Source organism: Staphylococcus caeli (assembly GCF_900097965.1).
GTDB lineage: Bacteria > Bacillota > Bacilli > Staphylococcales > Staphylococcaceae > Staphylococcus > Staphylococcus caeli.
Genome location: NZ_FMPG01000002.1, coordinates 1 through 17,428, shown reverse-complemented (window position 1 = coordinate 17,428; position 17,428 = coordinate 1). Strand labels below are relative to the sequence as shown.

Sequence of the window (17,428 nt, the reverse complement as noted above, 5' to 3'; positions counted from 1 at the left end):
TGATAGATGAACAACTGGCAACATAAGTTGTAATATAAAAGGTCCAGAGTACAATTTGATATGTGCTCTGGACCTTTTAATAATTGTTGAAAGTTTATATCAATTTAGTATTATAAGAAACTTGAATATAATGTTTCTATACCGTACTACCATTCATCTATTTCATCACGCTCGCCTTTAAAATTATTCGACGTTTGGTGACGTTCACCCAACACCGCTTCTACATCTTTGAAGTCAATTTCTAAAACATGGAACAATACAAATAGGTGATACATTAAATCTGCCGCTTCATTTGTGACTTCTTCACGTTCACCTTTCATGGCACCAATAACGACTTCAAAAGATTCTTCGCCCAATTTTTTGGTGATTTTTTCTAATCCTTCTTTTAATAAGTACTGCGTATAAGAATTATCTTTATTTGCATGTGCACTTGTGGCTACAGTCTCTGAAAGTTGTTGTACTTGAAATGACGTCGTTGTCTTAAAACAACTCTGGCTACCTGTATGACAAGTTGGTCCATTAGGGACAACGTCAATGAGAAGGGTGTCTTGATCACAATCTAAATGTATATTTTTTACGATTTGCGTATGACCAGACGTTTCACCTTTTGTCCATAGTCGCTCTTTAGACCGTGAGTAGAAGCATACGATGCCATCTTCTAATGTCTTTTGGTATGCCGCTTCATTCATATAACCTAACATTAATACGTCTTTGGTATGCACATCTTGTAATATTGCTGGTATCAGTCCTTTACTGAAATCAGGTTGTTGTAGAGTCATCTTACAGGAATACCTCCTTGTGTCATAGTCTCTTTAATTTCATTCACAGTCGTCTCTTTATCGTGCAATATACTAGCAGCAAGTCCTGCTGAAACATTTGTTTGTTCGAACAATTCTACAAAGTGTGTAGGTTGACCACCACCGCCAGATGCGATGACTGGAATATTGACCAGCTGTTCAATGGCATGTAAGTGTGTCACATCGAAACCTTGCTTCATGCCATCATGTGTCATGCTTGTAATTAATAGCTCACCAGCACCAAGTGCTTCTACTTCTTGAACCCAATCGTATACGCGTTTATCTGTGCGTTGTTTGCCACCATGGGTATAGCAAAAATAATCGCCGATTTCACTATCATAGTGACTATCAATTGCAATACATATACATTGGCTGCCAAACTTTTCACTGGCACTTTTAATAAATGATGGATTATTCAGTGCACTAGAATTAAGTGATACTTTATCTGCACCATGATTTAAAAGTTGTGTAATATCCTCGAGGGAAGAGATACCACCACCAACTGTTAAAGGTATAAAGAGTTTCTCAGCAGTTTCCTCAATGACATCGAGGACAAGGTCATGACCAGCTTCCGTTCGAGAAATATCTAAAAAGACCAATTCGTCCGCGCCTTGTTCATTATAATAGAGCGCGTAATCAACAGGATTACCGATATCACGTAGCCCTTTAAATTGAATACCTTTGACAACACGACCATCTTTGACATCTAAGCAAGGAATAATTCTCTTTTTAATCATGACAATCCCTCCCAGAAGTGTTCGTTATGTGCTGCTTTGCCGACTATAGCAGCTGCAACGCCAAGTAATTCCAACTGACATAAATCTTGTTGATGTCGAATGCCTCCAGATGCGATAACAGGCTTTTCAGTTGCTTGGACCAATTGACCTGTAATATCAAAATTAGGACCTTCCAGGCGACCATCTTTAGCAATATCTGTATAAATGATGCCACCAAGAGGAAGTGATTCGATACGTTTAACTAACTCGAATAAATCGAGTGCCGCATCTTGTTCCCAACCGTTTATTTTTATATCACGGTGATAGGCATCAATAGAAAGATATATTTGATTTGGAAACTGCTGTGCCATACTAGCGAGCCATTCCAAATTTTGAATGCCTTTTGTACCAATAATGCAATAGTCGATACCTTCTTTGAAATAGGCTTCAAGTGTATCTAAACTACGAATTCCGCCACCAACTTCTATAGGTTTATCTGTCAGTTTACGTAATGCTGCAATGTAGTCACGTTCGATAGATGCTTGTTCTTTAGCACCAAGTAAATCAACGATATGAATGCGATCTACGCAATTAAATTGATTGTAAAATTGAATGCTTTCTTCCGCACTACGCGCCATTTTTTCTTCTGAATCATACTTGCCTTCTGTAAGTCGTACGCTGGTAGCATTGATTAAATCAATTGCCGGCCATAATTTAATCATGTGAGAAACCACCTTTCAGTGCTTGATTGAGTATTGCCAGTCCGTCGTCACCGCTTTTTTCAGGGTGAAACTGTATACCGATATAGTGCTTATATTGTACAATTGCTGGTATTTGTGTGCCGTATGTTGCATGAGCAATCACATGTTCTGACATTTCAGCTTGATAAGAATGGACGAAGTAAACGTCTTGGGATAACGATATATTTTCACTAATAAGATTATTCCATCCTAAATGGGGCACTGGGTATGGTGTAGTTATTGGGACAATATTTCCTGGGAAAAGTTTCAGCCCTTCAACATTGCCTTCAGCACTCCAATCGTATAAGAGCTGCATACCTAAACAAATGCCAATGATAGGTTTATCTTTTATGTTTCGTAAAATAATGTCTAAATGACGAGTTTGAATGGCTTCCATAGCATCTTTGAAATGACCAACACCAGGTAAAATAATAATATCTGCCTGTTCAATGTCGCTTTGTTTATCTGTTAACTTAGATTCATAACCCAGATATTGCACGGCACGTTGTACATTTTTAATATTGCCTAAACCATAGTCAATGATGGCAATCATTCAATCACACCCTTGGATGATGGCGTTTGATTAATATCGTTTTCTGCTAAGGCAACTTTCAACGCACGTGCAAACGATTTGAAGATACTTTCGATTTCATGATGGGTATTGCCGCCACGTATTAAATCGATATGTGTTGTCAATCGAGCGTTGATGACAAGTGCACGGAAGAATTCTTCGACTAATTCTGTATCAAAAGAGCCTACTTTTTCACGACTTAAATGAGCATTAAATAACAGGTAAGGTCTGCCACTGATATCGACCACTGTCCGTGTGAGAGTTTCGTCCATAGGAATATAACTTACACCATAACGTTGAAATGTTTGGCGTTCCTTAACCATTTCTAATAAAAGTTGTCCTAAAACAATGCCTATATCTTCAGTGACATGATGGTCATCTACTTGTGTATCTCCGTTGGCATCGATAGAAATAGAGAGGCCACTGTGAAAGGAGAAAAGCGTTAGCATATGATCTAGAAAACCCACACCCGTGTGAATGTCACTTGGACGATTGTCATCCGCTAGTGTAATAAATAGTTGCGTTTCGGTTGTGTTACGTGTTTTTTGATACATCATATTGAGACCTCCATGATTTAATGATTGTTTCAAGTTGATCAAGTTGCACATCAGTTGCTATGGAATAACGTACATAGTCATTCATTTCAGGTTCATCATACACACGAGGTAGAAAACCATTGTCTTTAATATACGCACCTAAACTTTGAGCGGCTTTACCTTTCGTGAGTACAAAATTTGTAGATGACGGGAAGACGGTCATTACGTCTGAAACTTGGTCATTAAAAATTTGCTTCAATCGATTGGCTAATGCTCTTTGATGATCTATAAAATCTTGTGTCATTGATACATGCTCAAACATGTATAGTGCGATGTGCAATGTCAAGGTATTTAAAGGATAGGGATGTTCGATACTTTGTATATATTGTATGGTTTCAGTAGTTCCAATGAGTACACCTAATCTTAAACCAGCGATACCAAAGGCTTTAGAAAGTGTACGCATTTGGATGACATGTGATTGCATCTTAAATGTATAGGCTTCTCCAAAGTCTAAATAAGCTTCATCAATAATGAAGTAGCCACCAATTTCAGCCATCTTGTCTGCAATGGCGTTTAAATAATCCATGCTATACTGCTTGCCGGAAGGATTGTGTGGATTACTCATAATAAAGAATGACGGTTGTACTTCATCGATACGTTGTATAATGCGTTCAAGTTTAAAAGTTAAGTCAGGTTCTGCATCTACAAATTCTATTGGACGATGTACTTGTTGTGCATAGGCTTGGTACATAAAGAAGTCGGGGTTAAGCGTCAATGCTGGACCATCTGGCATGATGAGCATGAGCTTCTGAATAAGTTCATCTGAACCATTGCCAGCGATGACTTGATCGGCTTCAATATTATAAAAATGTGCATAGGCATGTTTAAAGCGTTCATATTCATCATCTGGGTAGAAATTAAATGCTGCATTTTGAATTAATGATGATAATTGTGTTTCAGATAATGGACGTAAAGGACTTTCATTTTTGTTAATTCTTATCATTGTTGTTGTGCTCCTTTGTCGTTCTAATTTTAATAGAATATTCATGGTTGAATAGTTGTTCCACATGTGCGATTTGACGTGCAGTACCTTCAATTTCGGAAAAAGTATCTTGAGATAAATTAATAACGGAATGACGTGTTAAAAAGTCATTTACGGATAAACCATTTGTGAATCTTGCTGTTTGATTTGTCGGCAAGACATGGCTTGGACCAGCAACATAATCACCTATGACTTCTGGTGAATAGTGTCCTAAAAATAATGCGCCAACATAACGTACATGATTTAAATAATCGTGTGGACAAGCTGTTTGAATAGATGCATGTTCTGGTGCTATAGTATTCATTAAATCACAAGATTCATTAAAGTTAGATGAATGAATTAGAAAATGGTGGTTGGCTAAACTAGCTTCAACAATAGGCTGACGTTCAATCGTTGAAAGTGTTTGTTGTATTTTGTGTTCTAGTTGTTGTAAACAAGCGTAATTTTCGCTTATGACAAAAGTACGAGCAAGTTCATCATGTTCTGCCTGTGCAAATACATCATAGACAATGGCATCTAAGTCAGCTGTTTCATCAATAATAAGTGCGATTTCACTTGGACCTGCGATTTGATCAATACCCACTTGACCGAAAAGATATTTTTTAGCATAAGCGACATATTGATTACCGGGACCAACGATTTTGTCTACTTTGGGGATGGTTTCTGTACCGTAAGCGAGTGCTGCTATACTTTGTGCACCGCCGACTTGGAATACACGATCAACACCTGTGATATAGCATGCTGCTAATACAACATCTGGCAATCCTTGTTGTTGTGGTGGTGTGACAACATAAATATGCTTGACGCCAGCAACTTTTGCTAGAGTTACTGTCATTAACACAGTTGAAGGATAACTAGCTTTGCCACCTGGTACATAGACACCAACACTTTCTAATGGGTGATACATTTCATAGCAGTCTGAAGTTCCTTGGCGATCGGATTGTTTAATGCTTTGTTGGTACGCAGTAATTCGGTCATGGCTCTGGTGTAATGCCTGACGTAAATCTTCATCAAGACGATGATAGGCGTCTTGTAAAGCAGTATCATTAATTTCTAAATGTGCAGTTTCGACGTGATCAAATGTCTGATTATACGAAATGAGTGCTTCGTCTCCAAGACGTTTTACATTGTCACAAATCTCCTTGACAATTGGGTATAAATCTTCGTTTAAAGATGACTGTTTGAATCCCTTGCTTAAAAAATTTGTTTTATTATATATCAAGAACTGACACCTCCAATGATTGAATGAAGTTATCAATTTCAATGGATTTTTTGAAATATGACTGTTTGTTTGTTATGAGTTTGGCATTAATGTGTTTAATTTTATCTTTTTCAACTAGGCCATTAGATTTTAACGTGGTGCCAGTTTGGACAATATCTACAATCCCATCGACCATATCAACAAGGCAGGCTAATTCTATAGAACCGGATAATTTTACAAACTCTACATCTAAACCTTGAGACTCAAAATAGGTACGCGCGGTTTCGATATAAGAAGTCGCGATTTTATGATAGGTTGTGGTTTCTGGTTTTGACGCTAAGGCAAAATGACAGTCTCCAAAAGGGAGGTTAAGTAAATTATTGATTGCATAATGACCTTCTTCTAATATGTCACTTCCAACGATGCCAACGTCTGCAACGCCTTGTTCGACATAAATTGGCACGTCACTCCCTTTGACTAAGATAAATTGTATTTGATCAACCGTTATGAGTAGTTGTCGTTCTCTATTTTCTAATGCAACCGCGAGTTGTTGTGCATCAACTTGCTTCAAATAAGAAATAAAGCTTTTTAATAACCTTCCTTTGGCTAGTGCTACTGTAAGCATGATGTTAACTCCTTTAACTTATAGAATAAATCCGAGGCCGAATCCTTCAAGTTCTCCCTTATAAAAACCACCAGTTAATTGTTGTGTTTTATTTTTTTTAAGATGACATTTCATGAAAGCACCTTTGTAATATGAACGAGGGGCTTGAGGTGTAATATCTAAGTGGATGTCTGTAATGTTTAGTGATTTAAACCATTGTTCCCATCGACGTAAAGATTGTATCGCGCGATGCTCTTGAGAAAATAACTGGCTTAATACATTTAATTGTTCAGTTGTCTTTGTCGTTAGCAATTGGACAACAGGATGTGCAACGCCTAATGATGTTGTAAGTTCTGAAATATTGCGTTCTTGTATTAACTTTAAATTGCCATTTGTTTGTTCTTGAGGTGCAAGTAATAAATCAATCAACTGGTAATGACCTAAGATGACAAAATCTATATCATCTTCAAGATATGTTTGGATAAATGAATAAAAGCTAGAAAAATCTTCCTGCATATCTGTAATCGTAGGGTTGTAGTGTTCTATACCAAGTTGTGTATAAATTTCATTGTTACGTACAATTGGTCCGGCATAAGCAACGTTCTCATATTCTGTTGGATAATTACTGTAATATCGTAAGAGTTGATCGGTAAAATCATTACGCAAAGCAAAGATTTGATGGTCATGTTGCCAAAAGCTACGCTCAGTCATTTGCTGTAGATCATCTTGCGTTAATGACTGCCATGATAAAGCTTCAATAAAATCAAAATCAACGAGCTTAAAATGCGCATGTTGAAAATGTTTCAAGAATGCCAATTCTAATTCTTTATTATTGATGAGTTCGCTTGTGTTCATAAATATAACCATCCTTTACCTTCACTTTGTTTCTCTACCAAGTTAAAGCGAATTGATAAAACATACTGTAACATAGATATTTTTAGAATTCAACAAATATTCTGAAAAAAATAAAGTTAAAAAAACGTAGTATAAAATGCTTAATCCAAGACAAGATTTTATACCACGTCATAAAATTCAATCGCTTTAACTAGAATGAACTTTGTTATTAAAATAATGATTAAATTAAATCTTTACCATGTGCTACATATTTTAACATTTCATCTTTTGGAACCATGTTACCACCGGTTGCCCAAACGATATGGTTTGCGTTATTAAGTGCAATACCTTTTTGTTTAGCTAAATTAGAGGCAGCTTTAATGCCAGCGAAACCTGAAGCAGCAGAAGGTTCAATGAAAATTCGTTCCTTTTGACTTAGTAAATAGAGGTAGCGGTACATTTGATTGTCTGATACAGTTTGTGCGCCAAATAATAATGAATCCATAATTTGTCCAACTAAACGAGAGGGACGAGAAACTGCGAGCCCATCTGCATCAGTTCGTCCATCGATACCAATGTCATTGACTGAAATTTGATCATGAAGTTGCGTCATCATTCCAAGTAACATACAAGGGGCGTGTGTAGGTTCAGTGAAAATACAATATACATGTTCACCAAAGACTTGTTTCAAACCAAACGCCACACCGCCTGGGCCGCCACCTACACCACAAGGAAGGTATACAAAGAGTGGATGATCAGCACTGACTTGAATATTGTGTTCACTGAATTGTTGTTTTAATCTCAATGCTGCCACAGTATATCCTAAGAATAAATCTTTAGATCCTTCATCGTCTACAAAGTGACACATAGGGTCATTTTCAGCTGACTTTCTTCCCTCAGAAACGGCAAATTGATAATCTGATTGATGTTCAATGACTTCTACACCACGGGCACGTAATAGATCTTTTTTCCATTTGCGTGCGTCACTAGACATGTGGACAGTAACGCTAAAACCTAATTTAGCACTCATGATTCCAATACTTAGGCCAAGGTTACCTGTTGAACCTACTGCTACAGTGTATTTACTAAACAGTCTTTGATATTCAGGCTCGGCAAGCACGCTATAATCATCAGTCATTTTTAAATTACCTTCTTGTAAGGCAATCGTCTCAGCGAGTTTTAGTACTTCATAAATCCCTCCACGAGCTTTGATTGATCCAGATATTGCAAGGTGGCTATCACATTTTAACCATAGTGTACCTATGGTATCGATTTGATTAATGCGTGAAAGTTCATTTTGCATAAAAGGAATATGTTTTAATGGTGATTCAATAATACCCTGATTTTTTTCAGTTTCTGGAAATACTTTACGAATATAACTACTGAATCGTTCAAGGCGTCGTGAGGCATCTTTGATATCTTCCATAGAGAAAGGTAACGATGCTTCATGATGAAAATGAGGATTTTCCCAAAATACAGGACGATAAAGCTGTAATTCACTGATTAAGGGGAATGATTGTATAAGTGATGCTAATGATTTCATAGTAATTCCTCCTGTTTAGCACGATATATACATTTATTATAGCAAAAATAGTAGAGCATTCGCTTTGTTAGAATAGTGATATTATTAACGAAATGTGCAGTGAGAAAGAAGGTATTATTTTTATTGAGAAGAGGTTATATAGGTAGCGAGGCATCTCAGTAAGTAGTAATTTAAGATATTTTCATAAATAAGAGAATAAAAAAACCTACATTCACGTATATAGGCACGTGTATTGTAGGTTTTGAAATTATTTTTTGAATTGATTTCTAAATTTTGTAAACCAACCTTTACGTTCATTTACAGACATCACTTGTGGACGTGCATTTTCTTCTTTGATACGTTGACCATAATCCATTGCTTCTTTCATAAGATAAGCTTGTGAATTAAGTGGCGATAAGTTATTTTCGATGTAATGATAGTACCCACGTTGGTCTTGATAACGTCCTTTTTGATTATCTGAAAGTTGCAGGTTCATATATTCCAATAAACGTTGAGCAATTGTTCTGTCTTCAACTGGGAATAAGATTTCGACACGTTTAATCATATTACGTGTCATTGCATCGGCAGAGGATAGGTAAATCATATCTTCACCATTATTATGGAAATAATAAATACGTGAATGTTCTAAAAATCTACCAACAATACTAACCACTTCGATATTTTCACTTATACCAGGAATGCCTGGTTTCAGACAGCAAATACCACGAATAATTAATTGTACTTTAACACCAGCACATGATGCTTCAAATAATTTAAGAATGATATCTTTATCGGTTAAGGAATTCATTTTCATGATGATTTTTCCGTTACCATGTTCACGATGAGATTGGATTTCAGTGTCTATACGAGCTAAGAATACATCACGGATATCGAAAGGTGCCACAATCAGTTTATTATACTGAGGTTTAAGTGAGTAACCACTTAAGTAATTAAAGAAATTGATGGCATCTTCTGCAATTTCTTTATTTGTTGTGATAATCCCCATATCAGTATAAATATTTGCAGTTTTATCATTGTAATTACCTGTACCTAAATGGACGAATGACGTTAAACTATTATTGATACGTTTAACCACTAACGCAATTTTACTATGTGTTTTCAAGTGAGTCATACCGTAAATTACATGACAACCTGCATCCTCTAACATTCTTGCCCAATGTACGTTATTTTCTTCGTCAAAACGTGCTTTCAGTTCGACAAGTACCGTCACTTGTTTACCATTTTCGGCAGCATATTTTAAACTATTAATAATAGGTGAATCCTTACTAACACGGTAAAGCGTTTGTTTAATAGCAATTGTATTTGGATCTTCTGCAGCTTCACGAATGAAATCTACAATAGGTTCAAATGTTTCATATGGGTGATGGAAGAAAATATCTCTTTTTAATGATAAATCAAAGATATTATTTGTGCCTAATGATTGCGGGATTTGTGGCACATATTTATTATATTTAAGATGCTTCAGTTTATTAGATAAATAATCAACTAATTCAAATAACAGCGTTAAATCTAATGGGCCATCTACAAAATAAACGTCATTATCATGTACATCTAATTGATTCATTATCCACAAAATGTCTTCATTTGCCGCTTGTCTACCATCTATCTCCAAACGTACGGCAGTACCACGTTTTCTTTCTTTCAAGAAGCGTTCAATTTCAATTAATAAATCTTCTGCGCCATCTTCATGAATACTTAAATCTGCATTACGTGTGATTCTGAAAGTAAAAGTATTTAATACTTTAAAACCAGTAAATAAGTCATTGATAAAGTGCGTGATGATATCCTCGACCATTACAATATATTGTTTATCGCCTTTATTGAATGAATAGAAGCGAGGAATGAGTGAAGGGATTTGTACAATCGCTGAATTAATGTCATCTCTTGTATCAATATCTACAAAAATATTTAAACTCTTATTATTTAATTTTGGAAATGGATGGTACGCATCAATGCCTAAAGGCGTCAAAGTTGGCAAAATCCCAATCTTGAATTCAGTTTCTAAATCTTGCAATAGCGTTTCTGGTAATTCGTCAGGACGCACAATTTCTACTTGGTATTGACGCAACTCTTTCACTAATTCGTTGTAACGTTTATATTGCAAATCAACGTTTTCTTTGTTTTTAATTTTAATTTGATCCAGTTGTTGTTTTGGTGTTAACTGTGCTTTGTTCTCTGGTTTATCATAACCCATTTTAACTTGGTCTTGTAAGCCAGCTACGCGCACCATAAAGAATTCATCTAAATTCGAGCTGAATATAGAGATAAAGTTCAGTTGTTCTAACAACGGGTTATTTTTATCTTGTGCTTCTTGTAATACACGATAGTTAAAATCTAACCAACTAAGCTCTCTATTATTATAATATTGTGGTAAGTTCAAGTCTCTATCTCCCAAATTTCTATGCATAATCCTTAATACACCTCGTTGTAGTCTAAAATACATATGTTCCTACACAATAACTTAACATATGTATTTTAAGATTTTGTAAAGATAATGGAAAGATCCTCTTTTAAGATTTTCTCTATGTGTTTTTTCTGGCGATGTGCTTGGTATTCTTCGGCAATAGGGGCACCATTATAGTAAACATTTAAACGATATTTGTCGTTGTCCTCATCTTCTTCTAATTGCACGCGTTCAACTGCACTTGTATGAGAAATGTTGAGCGCATTGACAAATTTAATGATACCGCCAAGATGTTGTATGTTGTCTAATTCTTTATCTTTAAGCCACTTTGTTTCTCGGCTAAAGAATTTCAACAGTGACTTGTTTTTAAAACTTGCAAGCAGTGCTAATTTGACACGATCTTCATGTTTAAATCCATCAATCATTGAATTTGCGATGATGTAATACGTATGTGGTGAACTAGAATCAGCATCTATGAATCTACCTAGATAGTACAAATAGGCCCCCTCAGCGAAAAGTGTTTGCTCTTTTTCAGAAAGTTCAATTTTGTCTAAATCAATCAGTTGATCTAATAATGATTGTGCTAATTTGACACGTTGTTCAGCACTAGATGCTTCAATTCCATATTCGTTTGCTAAATGATACAAAGCATCTTTGCGAATGTTTTCTTTTTTGAATTCTGACGGATGACGCTCGCTAATAGTATTCATGACATAACCTTCACGTAAACCTTTGCGGGAAAATGTAAATTGTGTGGCATCTATTTTATCAAATAGGGAATTGAAGACGGCCACGGCTGGAAGAATGATATCAATACGATCTCTACTCAAACCATCAATATCTTTAAGATCATCTCGAGAGCTTTTCTTCAGAATTGAATAAACTTCTTCAATATTATCCTCAGTCATCGTATAGTTATGTACACCACCGATAGGGTAAGAATGCTCTGATTGGTGTATACGCGCAACATTACGTGCGGAACCGCCTATTCCAACAAGTGCAACTTTTTGATTTTTCAACCATGATAACTGATCAAATTGTTTAGATAAAAATTTTTCCATATCTTTTATAGCAGATTTATCATTGTGATCTTTATTGTCGAAGAATTTACGTTGTAATGTAACAACACCAAATGGGAAACTATGCGCTGCTTTTAATTTTTTATTTTTAAAAAGTGTGACTTCTGTAGAACCGCCACCGATATCAACGGAGATACCGTCTTGAATGTCTGTAGTATGTGTAATTGCATAAAAACCATAAAATGCTTCTTCCTCTTCAGGAATAAGTTTGATTTTGATATCCAAATCTTTTTTGATTTTTTCAATGATTTTAGTTCTATTCGTGGATTGTCTTATAGCTGCTGTTGCCACAGGATGTAGCTCATCTACTTCAAATTTATCAGCAACTGTTTTAAAGCTTTGTAATGTTTGTGTAAGTAATTCAATACCGTCGTTATTCATTGCTAAATCATCTGTTAAATATTGGCTTAATCTTGCTGGTGTTTTAATATTTAATAATTCATTTAATCCAGTCTTTTTATCGAATTCAAAAATAACTAACCTAATTGTGTTCGAGCCAATGTCTATTAATCCTATACGTTCCATTTCTGCCTCCTATGTAAAATGAGGTTTTTAAACTTTACTTGTTTTATTTACCCGTTTCTTATCCTTATATTACAATAATTACATTAATTTGTGGTTAAAATTTTCGTTTTGCTCAATACAAATTAAAAATAACTCTAAACATGTTTCCTTTTTAATCAAAAAAAGATAAACACAACAGTGATGAACGTGATTGTGTGTCTATCTTTAAATATTGATAAATTATTTTATGTGTAAAGGCCCACCAGGTCCAAGTGGCCATCCAAGTAGATACCAGACAATCATGAATAATGGCCAAGCAATACTCAAAATAATTGTATAAGGCATTAAACTTGAAAGTAATGAACCTAGTTTCATATCTTTATCGTATTTTTGTGCATAAGATAATAACAATGGTAAATAAGGCATCATAGGTGTAATTGGATTACTTATGGAATCACCTATTCTGTAGAGCATTTGTGTAAAGGCTGGGTGGAAACCAACAAGCATGAGCATAGGGATAAATATTGGTGCCAATATACCCCATTTTGCGGATGCACTGCCGATTAGTAAGTTAATACAAGCACTTAACAGTATAATGCCTAATATAAGTACAACTCCATTTTGTCCCTGTAACAAGGCAGCACCTTTAACTGCAACGATAACACCTAAATTACTCCATTCTAAAAATGCTAATAGTTGGGCGGCGAAGAAAACGATGACAATGAATGAACCCATTGAAGCCATAGAATCGGCTAACATTTTCCCTAAATCCTTAGAATCTTTAAATTCTTTCATCATGATGCCATATACAAGTCCAGGTACCAAAAATAGCACGAGAATAATTAGACCTACACCATTGATAATCGGTGCATCATTAAGCAGACTACCTGTTTTGGCATTCCTCAAGAAACTATTTTGCGGAATAGCTAAAACAATTAGCAGTAATAGCATGATAAAGAAACTAATATTTGCCCAAAAAACAGCACGATTTTCTTGTGGAGTGAGTTTGGAATCTGTATCATTCGCTTGGATATCAGAATTAGAATCATCATAGGTACCTAACCTAGGAATAACAAATTTCATAGTGACCCAATAAACTGCTGGCAATAGAACTACGACACTTGCTGCTACAAAGTACCAATTCATTGCTACATTGACGTGTGTCGTATCGGACACAATTTTGGCAGCTGGTTCAGTAAAAGCATAGAGTAGTGCATCCGACATGCCAATCATGATATTTGCGGAAAAACCACCTAAAGCAGAGGCATAAGCCATAGCTAATCCAGCGATAGGGTGGTAGCCTAATTTGATAAATACCATTGCTGTTAGTGGTGGCAATACGATAGGTGCGGCATCCCCAGCCGCATTTCCGATAATGCCAATGAGTATGATTACAGGTACGATGATTTTTTGTGGTGCTTTTTGCACGACTTGTATCATTAATTTATCAAAATACCCTGTTTTTTCTGCTACACCCACACCGAGCATGACAGCTAGTACCAGTCCCAAGGCAGGGAATTCTGAAAAATTCTTAACTGCATCATTGAGTATCATCATGAAACCGTCTTTACTTAAAATACTCTTTATTGCAATGATGTCACCAGTACCTGGATGCTTAACAGTGACATGAAATAGTGAGATAATCCATGTCAAAATGGCAAGCCCTAAGCACATTAAGAAAAAGAGAATGCTTGGATCAGGTAATTTATTACCGACTTTTTCAACTGTATTCAGAAACCTATTTACGAGCGTTGGTTTTTCATTTGTATTTGTAGTCATCATTGCAACCTCCCAATTAAGTTATCGAAAGTATAACAAATTTATCTTTTGAATAGAACAAATATTCTGAAAAATATTTATATAATTGCATATCAGCATGTTAATGATTAGGAAATCAAATGAATGATAAGTTTCGATAAATGTTAAAAAAGGAATGGATATAGTGCGTAGCAAATAATAAAGATAGTCAAATCTTTCAAGGGAGATGTGAATGAAAATGGGAAGACTAAATCAAAAAATAGCGGTATTAACAGGTGCGAGTACGGGAATTGGTGCAGCTTGAGCTAGAGTATTAGCGGACGAAGGGGCTCACGTATTAGCTATCGACATTTCTGATAAAGTACATAATACAGTTAAGGACATTAATGATGCCGGTAATAAAGCGTCTGCATATATTGTTGATATTTCCGATGCACACGCTGTAGAACGCTTTGCCGAAGAGGTGAAAGATAAATACGGGCAAGTAGACGTACTTTTCAATAATGCAGGCGTCGATAATGCAGCGGGGCGCATACATGAATATCCAGTAGATGTCTTCGATAAAATTATAGGCGTCGATTTAAGAGGGACATTTTTGATGACGAAGTTCATGTTACCTCTTATGATGGATGCGGGCGGTTCGATTATCAATACAGCTTCATTTTCCGGATTGGCTGCAGACTTGAATCGATCTGGTTATAATGCAGCAAAAGGAGGCGTCATCAATTTCACACGCTCAACAGCAATTGAATATGGCCGAGAAAATATTCGAGCAAATGCGATTTCACCTGGGACGATTGAAACGCCTTTAGTCGATAAATTAACTGGTACAGCTGATGATGCTTCAGGCAAAGCATTTAGAGATAATCAAAAATGGGTAACTCCGCTTGGCAGATTAGGCACACCTGAAGAAGTAGGTAAGCTCGTCGCATTTCTAGCATCTGATGATAGTTCATTTATCACAGGTGAATCGATAACTATCGATGGTGGTGTGATGGCTTATACATGGCCAGGAGAAATGCTCGGTGATGACAGTTGGAAGCATTCAACTAAATAAGCATATGTACAAAAAATGTCGTTTATTTAAGTCAATGTTATAACACGATTGAAGCTATGATGAGCGATAGTAAGCCTGAAGTAACGACTGATAATATGAGGGTTGTAATGATTTTTTCCATAAAAGAAGTATTTTGTAAGGCTACAAAAACGCAAATGCCGAATATAATAAAACTTACTGCAAGGTAAATAAAGAATTGTATCATGATAAAAAACCATGGATGTGCTGTGATTTGATTGATAGTATCCATTAGAAGTGCCTTTCATAATGTATTGTTTATATACAGTTTTACTGTATTCGTTAACCTTATTCAATTAGATTTAGATAAATTAAAACGCCCTATGATAGCTCGTGCATTGATGCTAGCTAAATAGAGCGTTTTTTATTTGTGTAAAACGATTTTTAAAAATGACTTACCAAATGATTTGATCAACGACTTCGTCAGTTAATGATTTTACAATTTCAGTGACTAGAGCTACGGAATGTTTATAATCATCTGTATGTAACACAGATACATTAGAATGCATATAACGTAATGCCACACCTATAGAAACGGTAGGTGTACCTTCGTTTGCAACATGAATGCTACCAGCATCAGTACCGCCACCCGCAGTTGTATCTAATTGAATGGGAATATTATGTTTTTGGGCAACGGCTTTAATATGTTTAGTGAAGCCAACATGTCCAATATTTGATGCATCCATAATAATTACGACAGGCCCATTACCAATCGCAGTATCACTCACTTGTCCAGACATACCAGGTGTATCGTATGCAATTGCAACATCGACAGCAATCGCTAAGTCTGGTTTAATCTTATTAGCTGCAACCTTAGCACCACGTAAACCTACTTCTTCTTGAACATTTGCACCAGAAACTACGTTAACATCAATAGCTTCGTCTTTTAAATTTTGCAGAACGTCTACAGCAAGCGCACAACCATAACGATTATCGAAGGCTTTAGCTGTTAAATATTTTTGGTTCGCAAGTAATTCAAATTCACTGTAAGGTGTAATCATATTACCTATTTCAATACCGAATTGTTCAGCTTCTTTTTTACTTTTGACACCGATATCGATGAACATTTCTTTAATATCGATTGTTTTTTTACGCTCTTCTGGAGAGAGTACATGTGGTGGTTTTGAACCGATAAGACCACGGATTTTCTTGCCATCATCTGTCGTAATTGTGACTTTTTGAGATAACATGACCTGATTCCACCAGCCACCTATTGGCGTGAATTTCAAGAAGCCATCTTGATCAATTTTAGTGACGATAAAGCCAATTTCGTCTAGGTGACCCGCAATCATTAAGGTATTCCGACTATTGTTTGCAGATTTTTTGCCAAAAATACCACCTAGGTTGTCCTCGATAATTTCATCGCTAATCGGTGTCAAATAGTCACGCATTAATGATTTAACTGCCATTTCGTGACCTGCAATGCCATCCACGTCAGTTAATGATTTTAATAATTTTACAGAGTTGTTCATAAACAGTCCTCCCAAATTCATATAATTAAGTTTATTTTACCATTTCATCTTGAATATAATAGTTTTTTGATTGAATAATCTCAGGGAAAATAAACGGAACGATAAAGTGAACAATTTAGTTCCAATTCACTTAAAAAATGGAACGTTGTGTTTATTGATGTGTCAGTAATTTCAATTTATAGTCTTGAATGGACTGTATGCCACCATCTTTATTTTTAATAATTATATGATCTTTTGTAATTTGGGTAGGAGATGCTACACCAACGGCAGCTGCTATGTTATAGAGACCTTCATGTAAACTTGTTACAAAGTTCGTGACACGATATTTTTTCTCATCAATGATTAATCCTTTTTCACGTTTAGGATCTGTTGTTGCCACACCAACAGGACAAGTATTCATATGACATTGTTGGCTCATAATACAACCTACGCTAATCATCATCCCGCGTGCAATATTGACTAAATCAGCTCCAAGTCCAAGCGCTATGGCAATCTTATCTGGTGTGATAAGTTTGCCAGAAGCAAAGATTTTAATACGATCTCGTATGCCGT

Annotated in this window: 16 protein-coding genes and 1 pseudogene; 1 reads left to right on the top strand and 16 read right to left on the bottom strand. The window is 35.8% G+C overall.

Annotated features, from left to right (window positions below):
- Positions 1 to 146 precede the first annotated feature (146 nt).
- The 13 genes from hisIE to BJS11_RS03010 all read right to left on the bottom strand — a co-directional run bounded on the left by hisIE (position 147) and on the right by BJS11_RS03010 (position 14,350).
- Entirely contained in the window at positions 147 to 779 is a 633-nt protein-coding gene (gene hisIE, locus BJS11_RS03070) for a bifunctional phosphoribosyl-AMP cyclohydrolase/phosphoribosyl-ATP diphosphatase HisIE (protein WP_069994463.1), read from the bottom strand.
- A complete protein-coding gene (hisF, locus tag BJS11_RS03065) occupies positions 776 to 1,534 on the bottom strand; it encodes an imidazole glycerol phosphate synthase subunit HisF (protein WP_069994462.1) in 759 nt (252 codons plus the stop codon). Before hisF ends, hisIE begins: the two co-directional genes overlap by 4 nt.
- Entirely contained in the window at positions 1,531 to 2,235 is a 705-nt protein-coding gene (hisA, locus tag BJS11_RS03060) for a 1-(5-phosphoribosyl)-5-((5-phosphoribosylamino)methylideneamino)imidazole-4-carboxamide isomerase (RefSeq protein WP_069994461.1), read from the bottom strand. The genes hisF and hisA overlap by 4 nt, the downstream gene beginning before the upstream one ends.
- The gene (gene hisH, locus BJS11_RS03055; RefSeq protein ID WP_069994460.1) at positions 2,228 to 2,806 is read right to left on the bottom strand and encodes an imidazole glycerol phosphate synthase subunit HisH; all 579 of its coding nucleotides are present in this window, start codon (positions 2,804 to 2,806) and stop codon (positions 2,228 to 2,230) included. The genes hisA and hisH overlap by 8 nt, the downstream gene beginning before the upstream one ends.
- On the bottom strand, positions 2,803 to 3,381 hold the full coding sequence (gene hisB, locus BJS11_RS03050) for an imidazoleglycerol-phosphate dehydratase HisB (RefSeq protein ID WP_069994459.1): 579 nt from the start codon (positions 3,379 to 3,381) through the stop codon (positions 2,803 to 2,805). The genes hisH and hisB overlap by 4 nt, the downstream gene beginning before the upstream one ends.
- Positions 3,359 to 4,363, bottom strand: a complete 1,005-nt coding sequence (locus tag BJS11_RS03045; RefSeq protein ID WP_069994458.1) for a pyridoxal phosphate-dependent aminotransferase — start codon at positions 4,361 to 4,363, stop codon at positions 3,359 to 3,361. The genes hisB and BJS11_RS03045 overlap by 23 nt, the downstream gene beginning before the upstream one ends.
- Positions 4,350 to 5,621: a histidinol dehydrogenase gene (gene hisD, locus BJS11_RS03040; RefSeq protein ID WP_374699925.1), complete on the bottom strand. Its 1,272-nt coding sequence runs from the start codon at positions 5,619 to 5,621 to the stop codon at positions 4,350 to 4,352. Before hisD ends, BJS11_RS03045 begins: the two co-directional genes overlap by 14 nt.
- The gene (hisG, locus tag BJS11_RS03035) at positions 5,614 to 6,228 is read right to left on the bottom strand and encodes an ATP phosphoribosyltransferase (protein WP_069994456.1); all 615 of its coding nucleotides are present in this window, start codon (positions 6,226 to 6,228) and stop codon (positions 5,614 to 5,616) included. The genes hisD and hisG overlap by 8 nt, the downstream gene beginning before the upstream one ends.
- Positions 6,229 to 6,246: 18 nt before the next feature.
- The gene (locus BJS11_RS03030) at positions 6,247 to 7,062 is read right to left on the bottom strand and encodes an ATP phosphoribosyltransferase regulatory subunit (protein ID WP_069994455.1); all 816 of its coding nucleotides are present in this window, start codon (positions 7,060 to 7,062) and stop codon (positions 6,247 to 6,249) included.
- Positions 7,063 to 7,282: 220 nt separating this feature from the next.
- Positions 7,283 to 8,584, bottom strand: coding sequence for a D-serine ammonia-lyase (gene dsdA / locus BJS11_RS03025; protein WP_069994454.1), 1,302 nt, complete (start codon positions 8,582 to 8,584; stop codon positions 7,283 to 7,285).
- A gap of 247 nt (positions 8,585 to 8,831) precedes the next feature.
- On the bottom strand, positions 8,832 to 10,991 hold the full coding sequence (locus BJS11_RS03020) for an RNA degradosome polyphosphate kinase (RefSeq protein ID WP_069994453.1): 2,160 nt from the start codon (positions 10,989 to 10,991) through the stop codon (positions 8,832 to 8,834).
- Positions 10,992 to 11,059: 68 nt separating this feature from the next.
- Positions 11,060 to 12,592 carry an exopolyphosphatase gene (ppx, locus tag BJS11_RS03015; RefSeq protein WP_069994452.1) on the bottom strand — a complete coding sequence of 511 codons (1,533 nt, stop codon included), beginning with the start codon at positions 12,590 to 12,592 and terminating at the stop codon, positions 11,060 to 11,062.
- Positions 12,593 to 12,811: 219 nt separating this feature from the next.
- Complete coding sequence (locus tag BJS11_RS03010) at positions 12,812 to 14,350, bottom strand: AbgT family transporter (protein WP_069994451.1); 1,539 nt, start codon at positions 14,348 to 14,350, stop codon at positions 12,812 to 12,814.
- A 217-nt stretch (positions 14,351 to 14,567) separates the two neighbouring features.
- On the opposite strand from BJS11_RS03010, the pseudogene BJS11_RS03005 reads away from it, so the two are divergent.
- Positions 14,568 to 15,386 (top strand): annotated as a pseudogene (locus BJS11_RS03005) (SDR family oxidoreductase).
- Positions 15,387 to 15,423: 37 nt separating this feature from the next.
- Here the strand turns inward: BJS11_RS03005 and BJS11_RS13520 are convergent.
- The 3 genes from BJS11_RS13520 to BJS11_RS02995 all read right to left on the bottom strand — a co-directional run.
- Positions 15,424 to 15,636 carry a hypothetical protein gene (locus BJS11_RS13520; RefSeq protein ID WP_142351550.1) on the bottom strand — a complete coding sequence of 71 codons (213 nt, stop codon included), beginning with the start codon at positions 15,634 to 15,636 and terminating at the stop codon, positions 15,424 to 15,426.
- Positions 15,637 to 15,799: 163 nt separating this feature from the next.
- Positions 15,800 to 16,876 carry a M42 family metallopeptidase gene (locus BJS11_RS03000; protein ID WP_069994450.1) on the bottom strand — a complete coding sequence of 359 codons (1,077 nt, stop codon included), beginning with the start codon at positions 16,874 to 16,876 and terminating at the stop codon, positions 15,800 to 15,802.
- Positions 16,877 to 17,027: 151 nt separating this feature from the next.
- On the bottom strand, positions 17,028 to 17,428 hold a 401-nt coding region (locus tag BJS11_RS02995; protein WP_245167056.1), incomplete at its 5' end, for a glutamate synthase-related protein.